The sequence below is a fragment of the Pseudarthrobacter sp. CC12 genome (assembly GCF_039907755.1).
In the GTDB taxonomy this organism is placed as follows: Bacteria; Actinomycetota; Actinomycetes; order Actinomycetales; family Micrococcaceae; genus Arthrobacter; species Arthrobacter niigatensis.
On sequence record NZ_JARDJH010000031.1, the window covers coordinates 20711 to 36918 of the forward strand.

The window sequence follows — 16208 nt, forward strand, 5'->3', positions numbered from 1 at the left end:
CTGCCGCCCGACCTCGTGGCAGCCCTATCTCCCTCGACGATCGCTTCCGGGGTCCGCCTGGGCGTGGCCAAGGCGTGCCGCGCCGGTCCCCCCAGCCCTGGACCGGCGTTACAGTGTCTCCGGGATGGGCCGGCCCGGGAACAGCTTGGCGTACTGTTTTCGGTACATCCGCCGCCCCACCAGCTTGTACGCGAGGCGGACAGGCGGCGGGATTTCCTTGAACAGCTCTACGCGGTCCGTCGGCGGGTTCGTGGCCAGCACCATGCCAAGGTAGGCCACCATGAACTTCTTGTCGAACTTGTCGATCCCGTGCTGTCCCACCGCCGCGGCTTCCTTTTCGGTCATCACCCGGTCCACCACAGGCATGACCTCGGTGACCTCGCGGCGCAGGTGCACGTCCAGGACCGCCTTCAGGTCCTCGTACAGCGCGGCAAGCTCTGATGCGTCGGCGGCGTCCACTGTCCGCATCCACCGCAGCCGCACCGGCTCGATCCGCTCCAGTCGCTGGGTGACCTGCCGGTGGTGCTCGAGCATCTGCGCGATGTGCAGGACGCAGCCGGGGGCGCGCTGCTCCAGCGGCGGATACATCAGCAGGTCCTCACCCTCGTGATGGACGTGCAGCACCATGTCGAAGTTTCCCAAAACTTCCCCAACGTACGCGGCGCGGGCCGCATCCCCCGCAGCGACGGACCGCACCAGGCCCGGGGCCTCGGCGTAGGCCCACAGGAAGAACCGGTGAATGCGGCGCATGGCCGCGGTCCCGGTGCAGAGGACCGGCCCGGGCGGCAGGGGAGCGGCGGTCTCACCGGGCTGCATCGTGAAGAAATCGGTCATGGGGATGGCCCCTTTCGTCGTGCGAGACCAGGCCCCTCCCCGCGAGCATGGTATCCCCGCGCCCAGCCGCAAACAATGCAGGAAAAGCTCAAGGCTTTGCCCCACAGGACGCGGCAGCCGAGGAGGACCAACGACGGCGGCACGCGGGGTGGGAGCGCTGCGATTGATGGGCGCGGGCTCTGCCGACGTCGCCGGAATGGTGCCAGCCCGCCGGAACTGAACGGCGGGCTGGCACCGTTCCGGCGTTCTCGGCCCGCGCCCCCAAATGCACGTTTGTGCAGCCGCTGCTGAGCGGGCGTCCACGGGCCTGAAGAGCCAAAAAGTGCTACCCACCAGTAACAACACGAGTGCTTCAGGTCACATTTAGAGTGACCTCCAGTGCTGGTGATCCCGCCTTTTCCCCGCACGTTCGTGCACTTTCGCTGCGAAGGAGTGCCAGCTGCTGCCAGCATGGAAAACCACGGCCGGAACTGATGGGCACCCCCAAGACCATCAGCAGCGGCCGCATCAGAGACAGACAAACGAAGAGGTTTCCATGTCATTCCTAAGCCGAGCCCTGTCAGTTGCCGCCGCGGCACTCCTGGCCTCATCCCTGGTGGCCGCTCCCGCCCAGGCGGTCGACGTCTCCCCGCCCGGGGCCAACGACTGGACCTGCAAACCGTCAGCGGCACATCCGTATCCGGTGGTCCTGGTTCCGGGAACCTTCGAGAGCATGGAGAAGAACTGGTCCACCATGTCGCCCTACCTCAAGAGCCAGGGGTACTGCGTCTTCGCCCTGAACTACGGCGCAACCAACGGTATTTATGCCACGGCTCCGGTCAAGGATTCCGCAAAGGAACTCGCACCGTTCGTTGACGCCGTACGCTCCGCTACGGGCGCCAAGCAGGTGGACCTGGTGGGCCACAGCCAGGGCGGCATGATGCCCCGGTACTACATGGGCTTCCTGGGTGGCGCCAAGTACGTCCACCAGCTTGTCGGCATCGCGCCGTCCAACCACGGCACGGAAGGCGTGATCCTTCCGCCGCCGGACATGGTGCCCACGCCCGATTACACCGCAGCCGGCTGTGCGGCCTGCGCGGACCAGCAGGCGGGATCGCCCTTCATGCAGGAGCTCAACTCCATCGGCGATACTGTCGCCGGCCCCGCCTACACGATCATTTCCACCACCCATGACGAGGTTGTCATCCCGTACAACAGCCAGTACCTCAGCGGCTCCGCCCGGCAGGTCACCAACATCACCATCCAGGACAAGTGCCCGGCGGACGTCATTGAACACGACCAAACGCCCAATGATCCTGTGGTCCACCAGTTGGTAGGCAACGCCCTGGCCCAGCCGACCGGTCCGGCAGACCCGGCATTCCAGCCCGTCTGCCTCTAGCGCACCAGGCGCACAACAACCAGCAGTACGACGACGGGTGGCCGGCTTCGAAAAACCGGCCACCCGCCGTCGTTGGTGTCTGAAGCCCCGGGCTGCGTTTGTTTAGCCGGCGTGCTCCTGCACCGGGTTCCGCGCGGAAATGACCTGCGGTACCATCACGAGCGCGACGACGGCCAGGGCGCCCGCGGCGGCGAACGCGTAGAAGCCCCACGGGTAGGCGATGCCGGCGGCAACCAGGCCGCCGGTCACGGCAGGTCCGGCGATGGCGCCCACGCGGCCCACGCCGGCGGCGAAGCCGAGGGCCGTGGCGCGCAGCCGCGCCGGGAAGAGTTGGCTGACCCAGGCGTACACCAGCACCTGGGAACTGAAGACGAACACCCCTGTGATGAAGACGAGCGCGTTCAGCAGGATGGCGTTGTCAACCTTGACGCTGAGGAGGGCAAGGCACGCGGCCGACAGGCCAAACCAGAGCAGCACGATCCGCTTGGTTCCGTGCTTGTCCGCCAGGATGCCGGCGATGATGAGGCCGGCGACGGCGCCGAGATTCAGGACCAGGAGCAGTGATATGCCGGCGCTGACGGGATAGCCCGCGGAAGCCATGAGCTGCGGGAGCCAGGTGTTCAGGCCGTAGACCAGCAGGAGCCCCATGAACGAGGCCGCAGCGATGGCCAGCGCCACCAGCGGGTACGGCTTCTTCGCCAGGTCCCGGACACTGCCCTGCTCCTGCCTCTTGGCGTCCCGTTCTGCCGGCAGGGTCTCGGGGAGTTTGAACCAGAGGAGCGGCACCAGCGCCAGGCCGGCAATGCCGCCCACCACGAACATGGTGCGCCAGTCCGGGATGACCATCAGTGCCAGGAAAGCCGTGGCCACAGCGCCTGCGTGGTAGCCGGTCATGGTCCGGGTGGTGGACTTGCCGGCGGAGCCGGCAGGTGCGTAATCGTTCATGTAGGCCAGGGCGACCGGAAGGCAGGCGCCCAGCCCCAGACCGGCCAGAAGCCGGAAAGTGCTGAACACTGCCACGTTGGGGGCCCAGATGACCGCGATCGTGAAGATGGAGAACCACAGGACACAGGCAACCAGCAGCTTGCGGTGCCCGAACCGGTCCGACAACGGGGCGATGAACAGGGCGCCCAGACCCACGCCGACCAGGGAGATGGTGGCAGCCAAAGTGGCGCCGACCGCGTCGAAGCCAAGCTCGCCGGTCTTGATGAGCGTAGGGATGACGGTGCCAAGCACCACCAGGTCAAAGCCGTCCAAAACCATGGCCAGCCAGCAAAGCCAGACCGGCCACCGGGACGCGCGGGTGGAGGGGAAAGTGGTCATGAAATCCTCATTGATCAGGGAAGCCGGGATGCATGCGGGCTGAGAGCCCTATCACCAGGGGGAGTGATCCACGGCATGCTTACTGATGGGAGGCTACCAAGAAGTTCATTAAACGTACAAATGTTCGAATAGCGAACTTTATGGGGACTGCGCAAAGAGATATGCCCGCGGTTGTCATAATCACGAACGCAGTGGGTGCCCCGGTATGCCGAGCGCGACCGGGCCTCCGGTCCTCCTCAGGGTGCGGCCCAAGTGGCGTAACCGAGGCGTATGGGGGCTATCCCCGTTCGTTGCCCGTACGCGAACGCCATGCGTCAAGTTGCTCGATGGTCTCCGGATTCATGAAGGCGATCTTTTGGCCGCTATTGAGCGAAATGGTGTTCCCGTGGGTCTTGATACCTGCAGGAAGCTGCCTGGCAGTGCCGCTGGAGCGTACAAAGTTGTCCTTTGCTCCGATGAAGCGGTTGCGCGTGATCTCCACGTCACAGGGCAACTGGACGTCATAGGTCAGCAGGTGTGTGCCCATGCCTGCCTGGTCCGGCCGGATGTTGGCGGCCCAGGAGAAGCCGGCGTCGTGGCATTCGTTGTCCGTGAAGGCGCACCGAATGTGTCCGGTCCCGGGTGCGGGTGATCCCTTGGACCAGATTTCAAGGCTTTGGTTGCAGTTCTGGATGGTGTTGCCGATGAACCGGCAGTCTGTCCACGCCACGTGGCTTCCCTGGGCGCTGCCCTGCATCGTGGTGGCGGTGTCATAGGTCTGCCGGATGGTGTTGCCCTGGACCAAAACATTCGCACAACCAATCCAGATTTCAACGCCGTTCCCGTACCTGACGGTCTTTGAGAGCCGCGACCCGCCGATCTCCTCGATCAGGCAGCCGGTGACCTGCGCGTTTTGGGTGGCGGTGATGTTGACGCCGTGCGCTCCGTGGCCCACCACGTGCAGGTCCGAGACGTTGGTGTTGGAGGCAGGCCTGATGCCGTCCTGCTTCACGGCGACCTCCACACCGGCGCCGGGGGAGGCCGCACCCTTCACGTAGACGTAGGTGTCGTCGCTATAGAAGTCCCAGTCCTGTGCAAGGTCGGCCAGGCTCCAGCGTTTCCAGCCGTGGATGGTGCCGCCGGCCTTCAGAAAGCCCACGTCCGTTGATGTTCCGCCGGTGTTCCCGGTGAATTGTCCGGATCCGGCTGTGAGGTTGAGCTTCCACACGTTGGGGCTGTGCAGCGTCCAGGCGTTGGTGCTTGTCTTGTAGCCGTTGATCTGTGGCAGGGGCCCGCTGCCGTAGGAGCCGAGGGTGAAACTGCCGGCGGTTCCCTGCGGTGCCGGAATTTGGATCGAGCCCCCAAATACGTCGCCGCGGCGAAGGAGCACCGCGTCGCCTCGACCAACCTCGCCGGTTTCGAGGGCAGCCCTGGCTCTCGCCAGGGTTTGCCAGGGCGCCGCTTCCGTGCCGGGGCCTGCGTCGTTGCCTCCGCTGGCCACGAAACGTACATTCCGGTAGGCGAGGAAGGGGTCAGCTGCCACGGGAGTGGCGTCGCTTACGGGGGTGAGGACGCCCGGCACGCCAGCCGTCAACGCGCCCAACCCTATCCACTGCAGAAAACTGCGCCGCCCGATCAGCATGCCGTCCAAACCGACAGAAGTGCGGCTGGGCGCAGGGCAGCGGGGCGTTTTAAGGGTTTGAGGAAAGCCACCTAAAGATTTTACTGGATGCGGCGCGCCCTAATCGAATTCGGATCCTTTGCGTGCTAGGGGCTGTTTACGAGATGGGAGTCAAATAGGGCCGGGCGCCCGGGCCAAAGGCCGTTGGTGTAGCTCCTCATCCGCCCTCTCCATCAAGCGCGACGGTGCTGGCTCAATTGCTTCGAGCCGCGCGTGTCGTGCCTGTGCTGCTCGAGCATCTGCCCCACATGCAGGGCGCTCGCCGGCGCCCGCTCCTTCAGATGCGGGTACACGAGCAGGTCCTCCTACTGGGCGCGGCCGGGTGACCGCGGCCAACGCCGTGAAGTAGGCCTGGCCGCGTTCACCCCCGGCGAAGGTCAGGCCCGCGGCTGCAGCCCCGGGACGCCGTCGCGGATCTCGAAGGAGGCCTTGGTGGACGCCGGCGCACCAGGCGTCGTGACATGGTCCAGCACCCTGAAGTCCGCGGTCATGGCTTCCCTGGTGATGCGCGTGTTCACGTAACCGCGGTTGTCGTTGTAGAACTTCAGGTGCGGGTTCCAGGCCATGACGGGGTCGGCAGTGGAGCCGTTGCCGTCGCCGGTGGACGTGATGGAGGTGCACACCAGCTCCGACCCCACCACCGGGGAAGCCGGGTCCTTGTAGTCCACTTTGACGTCATTGGCCCAGTTGCGGTGCACGTCGCCGGTGAGTACGACGGCGTTCCGGACGTTCGCGTCCACCCACCCCTGGGTGATGCGGCGGCGGGAAGAGACATACCCATCCCACCCGTCCATGGACACGTCGTCGATCTCCGGCGCCTTGTTCCGGTCGCGCTCGGCGAAGAAGACCTGCTGGCCCAGGATGTCCCAGCGCTGGGTGGAGTTCCTGAATCCGTCCAGCAGCCACCTCTCCTGCTCGGCGCCGGTGATGGTCCGGTCCTCCGCCAGCCGTTCGGCCACGTTCTTCTTCCAGCCGTCACCGGCCAGCTGATCGTCGCGGTACTGCCGCGTATCCATCATGTGGAAGTTGGCCAGCTGGCCCCACTGGATCCTGCGGTAGATCTTCATGTCCGGGCCTGCCGGCAGCGACGACGGACGCAGCGGCATGTTCTCGTAGTAGGCCTGGAACGCGGCGGCGCGGCGCTGGCGGAAATGCTCCACGCTGTCATTGAGCTGGCCGGCGTCACTGTTCTCCGGCACGTCGTCCGCCCAGTTGTTGTCCACCTCGTGGTCATCCCAGACCACTGCCCAGGGTGCGATGGCGTGCGCGGCCTGCAGGTCGGCGTCGGCCTTGTACTGGGCGTGCCGCTGCCGGTAAGTCTCCAGTGTGACGGTCTCCGGGCCCTCGTGGTCGCGCGGGTTGCCGCCGCCAATCACGTAGCCGCCCTTCTTGTATTCGTAGAGGTAGTCGCCAAGGTGCAGCACCAGGTCCGGGTGGTCCTCCGCGAGGCGGCGGTAGGCGGTGAAGTAGCCGTGCTCGTATTGGGCGCAGCTGGCGAACGCCATGGCCAGTGCGGCGGGCGTCTCATGCAGCGCCGGGCTGGTCAGGGTGCGTCCCACCTGGCTCAGGTGCCTGCCGGCGCGGAACCGGTAGAAGTACTCGCGGCCCGCTTTCAACCCGCGCAGCTCCACGTGCACCGAGTGCGCGGTTTCGATCCGGGCCTGCTCGACGCCGCGGGCCACCACGTTGCGCATGCCCTGGTCCTCGGCCACTTCCCACTGCACGGAGACCGGGCGGGACGGCATACCGCCCAGCCCGTCCTCCGCCACGGGGTTGAGCGCCAGGCGCGTCCAGAGCACGAAGCCGTCCGGCCACGGCTCGCCCGAGGCGATGCCGAGCATGAAGGGATCGGCGCGGAGGCCGGCGTCGTCCGCGGTGGAAACCGCGACGGCGGTACCAGGCAGGGCTGCGATCAACCCGGCCCCGAGGCCGGTGGAGATGAGGGTTCTGCGGGAGATGTTGTCCATGGCTCCCACGGTATTTCCAGCCGTTGTACAGGTTTTGAGGAGGATATGAATGAGTGGTTAACGGTGTGACAAGGGTTGTTAGTTTGCGGCTGGGTGCTTTCGGGCCTTTGGACTCTGGTTCCACTGGGGGCCGCCGGGCATCGTTGGCACCGACCCCGCCCAGCCAGCGAAAGAAGACACCATGCCCCGTACTTCCGTCATCACCGGCGCCGCCTCCGGGATCGGCAAGGCAACGAAGGAACTGCTCGAACAACGGGGCGAACGAGTGATCGGCGTGGATCTCCACGACGCCGAAGTAGTGGCCGACCTCTCCACCGTAGAGGGCCGCGGTGCCTTGGTGGACGCGGTACGGGAGGTCAGCGGCAGGATTGATGCCGTCTATGCAGTGGCCGGCCTCGCCGTGCCGGCTCCGGCCACGGTGGCCGTGAACTTTTTCGGTACCGTCGCCTCGATCGAAGGGCTCAGGCCGTTGCTGGCCGGCTCGGAGGCACCGCGCGCCGTTGTGGTGTCCTCCATGGCGGCCCTCATGGCCAGCGACGATGAGCTCGTAGCGCTGCTGACTGACGGGGACGAACCGGCAGCCATGGACCGCGCCCAGGTTTTGGCCAAGGAACCGTCCACCACAGGGCAACTTATTTACGCGTCCACCAAGGTGGCGCTGTCCCGGTGGGTCCGCCGGAAGGCTGCCACTGCAGAGTGGGCCGGTGCCGGGATCCCGCTGAACGCCGTGGCACCCGGTGTGATCGCCACGCCCATGACCGCAGACCTGATCGACACTGAACAGGAGCGGGAGTCGCTGCTGAAAGTGGTCCCGATGCCACTGAACGGCATCGCCGAACCCATCGTCGTCGCACGCCTGCTGGCGTGGCTCAACAGCGCCGAAAACACCCACCTGTGCGGGCAGATTGTCTACGTGGACGGCGGCAGCGACGCTGTCCTGCGCGGCGACTCCGTCTGGTGATGGAGGGACCGGCCCCTAGCTGATGGCGGTCATGACGTTCCAGCCCGGGCCCACGTTGATGCGCCAGCCGAAGAGGCCGTTGCCTTGGCCCGGGTAGGTCCAGAGGGTGCCGTCGGTGTCACGGGCGATGAGGTCGGGTTTGCCGTCTCCGGTGAGGTCTCCTGCTGCGCTGATGGCGGTCATGACGTTCCAGCCGTCGCCGACCTTGATGCGCCAGCCGAAGAGGCCGTTGCCTTGGCCCGGGTAGGTCCAGAGGGTGCCGTTGGTGTCGCGGGCAATCAGGTCGGGTTTGCCGTCTCCGGTGAGGTCTCCTGCTGCGCTGACCGCGGTCATGACGTTCCAGCCGTCGCCGACCTTGATGCGCCAGCCGAACAGGCCATTCCCCTGGCCCGGATAGGTCCATAGGCTCCCGTTGCCGTCCTGTGCCAGCAGGTCGGCCTTGCCGTCACTGGTGAAGTCCCTCGCCACCGGAGCCGCAGCCGGGCCGGTGAAGAGCAGGCGGTTGGGGGTTCCCGCTGACACGTTGGTGACAGTGCCCTGGGTGGCCGCAGCCGTCAGGTCCGCTGCCACCGCAGCCGGCGTCTGCTGCGGGTTCCGCGACAAGGAAAGCGCCGCAGCACCGGCAACGTGGGGAGACGCCATGGACGTGCCGCTCAGCGTAGCGACCGAGGTGGTGGAGGTGTCCCAGTCGGACTGGATGCCCACCCCCGGGGCGTACAGGTCAACGCAGCTTCCGTAATTCGAGAACCCTGCCTGCCGGTCCGAGGAATCGGTGGCGGCCACGGTCAAGGCCTCGGGCACCCGTGCCGGGGAAGTGGTACAGGCATCCACCGCGGCGTTGCCGGCTGCCACCACGGCTGTGACGCCGTCATTAATGATTCCCCTGAGTGCGTCATCCAGCGTGGTGCTGGTGGGGCCACCAATGCTGAGGTTGGCCACCGCGGGGGTGCCGGCGGCATGCTGGGAGGCGATCCAGTCCAGGCCGGCGATAACGTCCGAGTCATAGCCGGAACCGTCGCAGCCGAGCACCCGCACCGGAACCACGCTCGCTGACTTGGCCACCCCATAGGTTTTCCCGGCGATGATGCCGGCGACATGCGTTCCGTGGCCGTTGCAGTCGCTGCTGCCCTTGCCGTCGGCGATGGCGGTCCAGCCCGGGGCCACCCGGCCGCCAAAGTCGCTGTTTTCCGCCAGGACCCCGGTGTCGATGACGTAGGTGCTGACGCCGGCGCCGCTGGCCGTGGGCGTGAACGTGTTTGAGAGCGGGAGCGCGCGCTGGTCGATCCTGTCCAGGCCCCAGGGCGGTGACTGCTGGGTATCGGCAACCGTCACGGGCAGGTCCGGCTCAATCAGGGCGACACGGGGCGAACGGGCCAAGGCAGCCGCCTGCGCCTTGGTGGCGGTGATGGCCGCGCCCCGGACTGCTGCGGAGAAGGTCCTGCCAATGCGCACTCCCTGGACCTGCAGGGACCGGGCTTCCGTGGCCACGTCCGAGCCCTTGGTGAACCTGACCAGGTAGCGGCCCTCGTCGCTGGCCAGGGGATTGGCTGCCTGCGCGTTACCGCTGACCGCCGGCGAGGGCGGTGGAGCGACGGTCACCGCTGGGGTGAGCGCCGTGGCCGGCGGCGGCGCCAGCATCACGGCAGCAGCGGCCAGCACCGCACCGGCGGGCCGGCGGCGGCGCCAGCATCACGGCAGCAGCGGCCAGCACCGCACCGGCGGGCCGGCGGATTCGCTTGGAAAATGACATGCTTGAGCTCCCCAGCTTTCGGCGGAAACGGGGGAACCGTTCCCTGGTCCACAGCCCGTTCCTGCCCCGGAGCCCCGGCTGAGCCCGGGGCCGGTTCTCCAGCGCAGGCATGGGGCCTGGGCAGAGGAAGCTGTTTCCCGACCCATGGTACAACTCCGGAATTCAGGAGGCGACGGTGAAAGTGCTGGTGCATCCTTCGACGGCTCGGACTTTAGTCCCTGTTCTGGAGTAACCCCCGGGCGTAGCTTGAATGTGGGTCCCACGGCCGCGGGACCCACATCCAAGGGGGCATCATGACCAAGCCCAGGCTTTCGGCATTCAGCGTTCTCGGGCTCACCGGCTTGCTGGTCCTCACCGGCTGCTTTGGCCCACCGGCGCCGGGGCCCGCCACCAGTTCCGCGGCCCCGGGCCCCACGGCCGGCAGCACCAGTCCAGGCACGACGGCGAGCCCCACCACCACGGCGGCCCCGACTTCGCCGGCCGCCACCTCAGCCGCGCCCACCGCCCCGGCTTCCGCGCCGCCGTCGTCCGCCCCGGCAAGCCCGCCGCCCACGCAGGAGCCAACGCAGGAACCTGCCCCCACCACCGGACTCCCCGAGCAAGTTGCCCCGCTGACCATCTACTACGTTGCGGTGGGCGACAACGGCGTCTCGGGGCCCAGGATCGGCTGCGGTGACAGCCTGGTGGCCACCACGACGGCACCCGTCCGCTTCACCGATCAGGTGGGCCCCAGCGTCGGGACCCTGCTGGCCAACAAGAGTCGGGACGTGGGCATGTCCGGGCTGGTCAATGTCCTGTACCAGTCGAACCTGTCCTATGTGGCCGGCGAGCTGGACGGCAGCACCATCACTATCTGGCTCACCGGGCAGTTCATGCTGGGCGGGGTCTGCGACGTTCCACGGGCAAAAGCGCAGCTTGAGTACACGGCCATGGCCGCCTCCGGGGCCACCAGCGCCCAGGTGTTCGTCAACGGCCGCCCCATCGACGAGGTGCTCAGCCTGAAGTAACCGGAAAGGCGGACTGCCGCCGCCGTCGTACCCTTGCCTTAGGTTAAAGCCACGAAGCCCAAGCGTCCGAACGGATCGGCATGACAGACGTGAACGTCCGGGAGCGCAGCTCCCTCCAACTGGCCATCACTGATGCCGCAAGCCTGACGGCGGAGCAAACGCTGGAACGCCTTGGATCCGCGCCCGGCGGCCTCACCGGGGAAGAGGCGGCCGCCCGCCTGGAACAGCTTGGCCCCAACGCCGTCCGCACCCACCGCGCCAACGCCTGGGCAGTGCTGGGACGGCAGTTCGCCAGCCCCATCCTCATCCTCCTGATCGTGACCGCCGGCCTGTCCCTGTTCCTGGGCGACGCCACCAATTCCATCGTCATCGGTGTGATCCTGCTGGCCAGCGTCGGCCTCGGCTTCACCAACGAATACCGCGCGGAACGCGCCTCCGAAGCCCTGCACGACCGCGTCACCCACCGTGCCGTGGCGCTCCGCGGGGGAAGCACCAGGGAAGTGGACGTTACCGCCCTGGTACCGGGCGACGTCGTGCATCTCTCCCTGGGTGCCATCATCCCGGCGGACATCCGGCTTCTGACCACCAACAACCTTCTCTGTGATGAAAGCATCCTCACCGGGGAGTCCCAGCCTGCGGCCAAGGAAGCTGCTCCTGTCGCTGCCGGTTCAGCACTGGGAGACCTCACCTCCTGCGTGTTCATGGGCACGGTGGTTCAGTCAGGCGGCTGCACCGGGGTGGTGGTTGCCACCGGCGGCCGTGCCGAATTCGGGCGCATCGCACTGGGCCTTGGCGAGAGGCAGCCGCAGACCGAGTTCCAGCTGGGACTCAAACGGTTCTCCTTCCTGCTGCTGCAGGTGGCAATGGTGCTCACCTCGCTGATCTTCGTGGCCAACCTGCTGCTGCAACGTCCGCTCATCGAATCCCTGCTGTTCTCGCTGGCCATTGCGGTCGGCATCACCCCGCAGTTGCTCCCAGCCGTGGTCAGTACCTCCCTGGCCACCGGCACCCGGCAGCTGGCCAAGCGGAAGGTGCTGGTCAAACGCCTGGTGTGCATCGAGGACCTGGGGGACATGGACATCCTGGTCACCGACAAGACCGGCACCCTGACGGAGGGCAGGATCAGCTTCACCGGTGCGCTGCCGGCTTCCCCGGAGACGTCCGACGACGGGCTGCTCACCCTGGGCCTGCTGGCCACCGAGACCGACTACAGGGATGCCAAAAATTCCCCGGCCGGGCAGAACCCGCTGGACGCCGCCCTGTGGGGCAGCCCCGGGGCGTCCGGTTTCGACCCCGGACGCTTCGAGCGGGTGGACCTCATCGGCTTTGACCACCAACGCCGCCGCACCACAGTGCTGGTCCGGGAGAACGGCGGCCCCGCGCAGCTGGTCACCAAGGGCGCCCCGGAGGACATCCTGGCCCTCTGCGGACCCACCCCGCCTGCCGTGCAGGCCCTGCTGGACGAGCAGTTCGACGCCGGCTCCCGTGTGGTTGCCGTGGCCACCCGCCCGGCCCCGGGGCTGGACAGGCTGACCCCGGCGGACGAGCGCAACCTGGCCCTGGCCGGTTTCCTCGTCTTCCTTGACCGCCCCAAAGCCAATGCCCGGCAGTCCCTGGACCTCCTGGAGGCACTGGGCATCTCGGTGAAGATCGCCACCGGGGACAACGCCAAGGTGGCGGAGAAGGTCTGCGCCGACCTGGACGTGGTCTCCGGCGGCACCCTCACCGGGGCCCAGGTTGAAGCCATGTCCGACGCCGACCTCGCCGCCGCCGCCAGGACGGCAACGATCTTCGCGCGCGTGTCGCCCGAACAAAAAGCACGCATCATCACCCTGCTGCGCCTCAGCGGCGGGTCCGTGGGCTTCATGGGCGACGGCGTCAACGACGCGCTGGCACTCCACAAGGCGGACATCGGCATCTCCGTCGATACCGCGACTGACGTTGCCAAGGACGCGGCCGACGTCGTCCTCCTGGACAAGGACCTGGGGGTCCTGGCGGAGGGCGTGATGGAGGGCCGGCGGATCTTCGCCAACACCATCAAATATGTACTGATGGGCACCTCCAGCAACTTCGGCAATATGTTCAGCGCGGCCGTGGCCTCGGTGGTGCTGAGTTTCCTGCCCATGCTGCCGGGCCAGATCCTGCTGAACAACCTGCTCTACGACTCCGGGCAGCTGGCCATTCCGGGGGACCGGGTGGACAAGGAGCAGTTGCGGGCGCCATCGCACTGGGACATTGCCTTCATCCGGCGGTTCATGCTGCTCTTCGGGCCGATCAGTTCCCTTTTCGACTTCGCTACGTTCGCGCTGATGCTGTTCGTGTTCACCGCCGCGCCGGGGGAGTTCCGCGCCGGCTGGTTCATTGAATCCATCGCCACCCAGACGCTGATCATCTTCGCCATCCGGACCCGGCGGGTCCCCTTCCTGCGGAGCCGGCCCTCAGCAGGCCTGATCGCCGCCTCGCTGGGAGTGGTGGCCGTGGGCATCTTCCTGCCGCTGTCACCGGTGGCCGCAGTGCTGGGCTTCGACCCCTTGCCGGTGCCGTTCTTCCTGGCCCTGCTGGGCATGGTGGTGGTGTACCTGGTGCTGGTGGAGGTGGCCAAGCAATGGTTCTTCGCACGTGACGCCCAGCAGCTGGCCGCCCCGCCCCCGCCCGTCCGGCGCCGCAAGGATACGCACCACATTGCCCGGCGGGCCTTCCGGTTCAGCATCCCCGTCAAGGTACCCCCGCTTTCGGTCCCTGCATCCCGGAAAAACCTGCCGGGGGGCAGAAGGGCACGGCGGGTGGGGCCCTTCCGTAACCTTTAGCGCGCGCAGTGCCGGGCGTTGTTAGCATGGGAAAAGAGACGCTGGGGGCTTTCAAATATCGGATCCGGGGTGATGCAGCCCGCCGTGGATGCGACCGATTTCGGAGCGTTTTTCATGTGGCGTGAACCTATAAGGCGACGAACCCGGGAACTCCTGCGGGAGTTCGTAGAGCGGGCTGATGATCTTGTCCGGGCACAGGAACACGTCGAGGGGCTGCTCGGCGCAGTGGTCTCCATGACGGAGGACCTGAGCCTGGAGGCAGTCCTGGACCGCCTGGTGCAGTCTGCCTGCGAACTGGTGGGGGCGCGGTACGGGGCCCTGGGCGTCATCGGCGACGACCAGCAGCTGAGCCACTTCATCACCGTAGGCATCGATGACGAAGGTGCCCGCGTGATCGGCGACCTGCCCACCGGGCATGGCGTGTTGGGCCAGCTGATCCGCGAACCCAAGCCGTTGCGGCTCCATGACCTGGGCGACCACCCCATGGCGGTGGGCTTTCCCCCCAACCACCCGCCCATGGGCACCTTCCTGGGCGTCCCGGTCCGGGTCCGGAACGAGGTCTTCGGGAACCTCTACTTGACCGAAAAAATCGGTGGGCAGGATTTCACGGGGGAGGACGAGGACCTGGCGGTTGCCCTGGCGGCCGCCGCCGGCGTGGCCATCCAGAACGCAAAGCTGTTTGATGACAGCAGGCGCCGCCAGCGCTGGCTGGAGGCGGGCATGGAAGTCAGCGACCGCCTGAAGGACCAGCCGCGATCGGACACCGAGAACCTGGACATGATCGCCGAACGCGCCCTGAACGCCTCTTCCTCGGTCCTGTCCCTGATCGCATCGGTGGGGCCCGACGGAACCATCAGGTGCCGGACCTCCGTGGGTGCCCAGTCGATGCCCGGCGGCCAGGAACTGCCCGCCGCCGCCATCCTGTCCGAAGTGCTGGAGACGGGGGAGTCCAAGGTCCTGACGGACCCGCTCCTGGTGTTCGATCCGACGTCGGCCGAGAAGCTGGGCCCGGTCCTGGTGGCCGCGCTGGGCAGCAACAGTGACGGCCACCGCGACAGCGTCCTGGTCCTGGCCCGGGGCGTTGGGGGCGTCCGGTATACGGACGTCGATGCTGAGCAAAGCGCAGTGTTTGCCTCCCGGATCGGGCTGACGCTGGACCTGCTCAAGGCGAACCAGTTGCGCGAAGAGCACGCCCTGTTCATCGACCGGGAACGGATCGCAGCGGACCTTCACGACCTGGTGATCCAGCGGCTCTTCGCTGCCGGGCTGAGTATCCAGGGACTGCGCCGCTACACCGCGGACCCGCCTGCCCATGAACGGCGCATCGCCGGGATCACCGCAGAACTGGATGACTGCATCCACCAGCTCCGGGACACCATCTACTCCCTGCAGGCCCGTGAACCCGACAAGGAACTCCTGAGCGGGCGCGTGCTGCGTGCCGTCCAGGAAGCAGCTAACGCTTCCGGTTTCCTCCCCAGGATCCAGTTCTCCGGGCCGGTGGACGACGCCGTTGGCGACGAGGTCGCCGCACAGTTGCTCCCGGTACTCCACGAAAGCGTCAGCAATGCGGTCAGGCATTCGGGATCAGAGGACATCGCCATCCTGCTCGCCGTCCAGGACAACGACGTGGTCCTCACGGTCCGCGATACCGGGCGCGGGTTCAAGGATCCGCAGCGGGTCAGCGGCCTGACCAACATGAGGAACCGGGCCACCCGCCTGGGGGGTGAGTGCATCATCGACAGCGTCCCCGGCAAAGGCACCAGTGTGACGTGGAGAGCGCCCGCTGCCGGCTGACCGCCGTAGTTGGTCAGTGCAGCAGTTCCCACGCCCGGGGGATGGGCGCGGGTATCAGGTGGACCCGCCGCCGGAAGCCGAGCTTCTGGAGCACGGCGGAAACGCTGGCGCCGACGACGGCCTCGGTCATGACCAGCTCCTGCCCGATCTGGTGGTTGGTCAGCCCGCGTGCCATGAGGGCGAGCACGCTCCGCTCCGTCCGTGTCATGGCTGTGAGCCACGGCGCGGAAGCGGTGGCGTAGAGGCTTTCGGCCACCCGCTCCCTGACCCCAGGACCCATGGGCGGTATGCCGGCGGCGGTGACGCGGAGGCAGTTGATCAAAGCGTCATGGTCTCCGATCCGCTTGAGCACATACCCTGACGCGCCCGCCAGGACCGCTGCGCGCACCGCATGCTGTTCGTCCCAGCCGGTAAGGATCAGGCACTTCACGTCCGGGTCGGTGGAGCGCAAATTCCGGCACACCTCGATGCCCGTGCCGTCCGGCAGCCTGTCGTCGAGCACCACGATGTCAGGCTGCAGGATGTGGATCAAGCGGCCCGCCTCCGCAGCCGATCCGCTTTCGCCAACAACATCGAATCCGGCGTGCTCGAGCAGGTCCGCCAGGCCACGGCGGACCATCTCGTGGTCATTGAGGACGAACACCCGGACGGGCAGGGCCGGGAACGCGGCCCCTCCAGTGGGGTCTGCAGGTGTGTTCATTAAGACGCTCTCATCGGTTCGACGCCC

11 protein-coding genes are annotated in these 16208 nt (G+C 67.0%); 5 read left to right on the forward strand and 6 right to left on the reverse strand.

The genetic code is table 11. From position 1 onward, the window contains the following. Positions 1 to 108: 108 nt before the first annotated feature. On the reverse strand, positions 109 to 834 hold the full coding sequence (locus PV772_RS17835) for a hemerythrin domain-containing protein (RefSeq protein WP_347887030.1): 726 nt from the start codon (positions 832 to 834) through the stop codon (positions 109 to 111). Between the two features lie 535 nt (positions 835 to 1369). Here PV772_RS17835 and PV772_RS17840 point away from each other — a divergent pair. Next, complete coding sequence (locus PV772_RS17840; RefSeq protein ID WP_347887031.1) at positions 1370 to 2212, forward strand: alpha/beta fold hydrolase; 843 nt, start codon at positions 1370 to 1372, stop codon at positions 2210 to 2212. 102 nt (positions 2213 to 2314) lie between these two features. On the opposite strand, the gene PV772_RS17845 is transcribed toward PV772_RS17840, so the two are convergent. From PV772_RS17845 to PV772_RS17855, 3 genes are all read right to left on the reverse strand, one after another. Beyond that, positions 2315 to 3535 carry an aromatic acid/H+ symport family MFS transporter gene (locus PV772_RS17845; protein WP_347887032.1) on the reverse strand — a complete coding sequence of 407 codons (1221 nt, stop codon included), beginning with the start codon at positions 3533 to 3535 and terminating at the stop codon, positions 2315 to 2317. Positions 3536 to 3812: 277 nt separating this feature from the next. Then, a complete protein-coding gene (locus PV772_RS17850) occupies positions 3813 to 5108 on the reverse strand; it encodes a hypothetical protein (RefSeq protein ID WP_347887033.1) in 1296 nt (431 codons plus the stop codon). Positions 5109 to 5572: 464 nt separating this feature from the next. Then, positions 5573 to 7162 (reverse strand): alkaline phosphatase D family protein, encoded by a 1590-nt coding sequence (locus PV772_RS17855; protein WP_347887034.1) that lies wholly within the window; start codon positions 7160 to 7162, stop codon positions 5573 to 5575. 181 nt (positions 7163 to 7343) lie between these two features. On the opposite strand from PV772_RS17855, the gene PV772_RS17860 reads away from it, so the two are divergent. Continuing rightward, complete coding sequence (locus tag PV772_RS17860; RefSeq protein ID WP_347887035.1) at positions 7344 to 8123, forward strand: SDR family oxidoreductase; 780 nt, start codon at positions 7344 to 7346, stop codon at positions 8121 to 8123. Between the two features lie 15 nt (positions 8124 to 8138). Here the strand turns inward: PV772_RS17860 and PV772_RS17865 are convergent, their stop codons facing one another. Beyond that, positions 8139 to 9782, reverse strand: coding sequence for a S8 family serine peptidase (locus PV772_RS17865; RefSeq protein ID WP_347887036.1), 1644 nt, complete (start codon positions 9780 to 9782; stop codon positions 8139 to 8141). A gap of 384 nt (positions 9783 to 10166) precedes the next feature. Here PV772_RS17865 and PV772_RS17870 point away from each other — a divergent pair, with 384 nt between their 5' ends. The 3 genes from PV772_RS17870 (at position 10167) to PV772_RS17880 (ending at position 15481) form a co-directional block, all read left to right on the forward strand. Further along, positions 10167 to 10880 (forward strand): hypothetical protein, encoded by a 714-nt coding sequence (locus PV772_RS17870; RefSeq protein WP_168223109.1) that lies wholly within the window; start codon positions 10167 to 10169, stop codon positions 10878 to 10880. An 80-nt stretch (positions 10881 to 10960) separates the two neighbouring features. Continuing rightward, positions 10961 to 13687, forward strand: coding sequence for a magnesium-translocating P-type ATPase (mgtA, locus tag PV772_RS17875; RefSeq protein ID WP_347887037.1), 2727 nt, complete (start codon positions 10961 to 10963; stop codon positions 13685 to 13687). A gap of 114 nt (positions 13688 to 13801) precedes the next feature. Continuing rightward, positions 13802 to 15481 carry a GAF domain-containing protein gene (locus PV772_RS17880; RefSeq protein ID WP_347887038.1) on the forward strand — a complete coding sequence of 560 codons (1680 nt, stop codon included), beginning with the start codon at positions 13802 to 13804 and terminating at the stop codon, positions 15479 to 15481. A 13-nt stretch (positions 15482 to 15494) separates the two neighbouring features. On the opposite strand, the gene PV772_RS17885 is transcribed toward PV772_RS17880, so the two are convergent. Beyond that, a complete protein-coding gene (locus PV772_RS17885) occupies positions 15495 to 16181 on the reverse strand; it encodes a response regulator transcription factor (RefSeq protein ID WP_141180976.1) in 687 nt (228 codons plus the stop codon). Positions 16182 to 16208 lie beyond the last annotated feature (27 nt).

What these genes read in the sequence shown, in the direction of transcription:
- PV772_RS17880 (WP_347887038.1), top strand. Translation starts at nt 13,802, where the DNA reads ATGTGGCGTGAACCTATAAGGCGACGAACCCGGGAACTCCTGCGGGAG.
- PV772_RS17860 (WP_347887035.1), top strand. Translation starts at nt 7,344, where the DNA reads ATGCCCCGTACTTCCGTCATCACCGGCGCCGCCTCCGGGATCGGCAAG.
- PV772_RS17885 (WP_141180976.1), bottom strand. Translation starts at nt 16,181, where the DNA reads ATGAACACACCTGCAGACCCCACTGGAGGGGCCGCGTTCCCGGCCCTG.
- PV772_RS17835 (WP_347887030.1), bottom strand. Translation starts at nt 834, where the DNA reads ATGACCGATTTCTTCACGATGCAGCCCGGTGAGACCGCCGCTCCCCTG.
- mgtA (WP_347887037.1), top strand. Translation starts at nt 10,961, where the DNA reads ATGACAGACGTGAACGTCCGGGAGCGCAGCTCCCTCCAACTGGCCATC.
- PV772_RS17845 (WP_347887032.1), bottom strand. Translation starts at nt 3,535, where the DNA reads ATGACCACTTTCCCCTCCACCCGCGCGTCCCGGTGGCCGGTCTGGCTT.
- PV772_RS17870 (WP_168223109.1), top strand. Translation starts at nt 10,167, where the DNA reads ATGACCAAGCCCAGGCTTTCGGCATTCAGCGTTCTCGGGCTCACCGGC.
- PV772_RS17840 (WP_347887031.1), top strand. Translation starts at nt 1,370, where the DNA reads ATGTCATTCCTAAGCCGAGCCCTGTCAGTTGCCGCCGCGGCACTCCTG.
- PV772_RS17855 (WP_347887034.1), bottom strand. Translation starts at nt 7,162, where the DNA reads ATGGACAACATCTCCCGCAGAACCCTCATCTCCACCGGCCTCGGGGCC.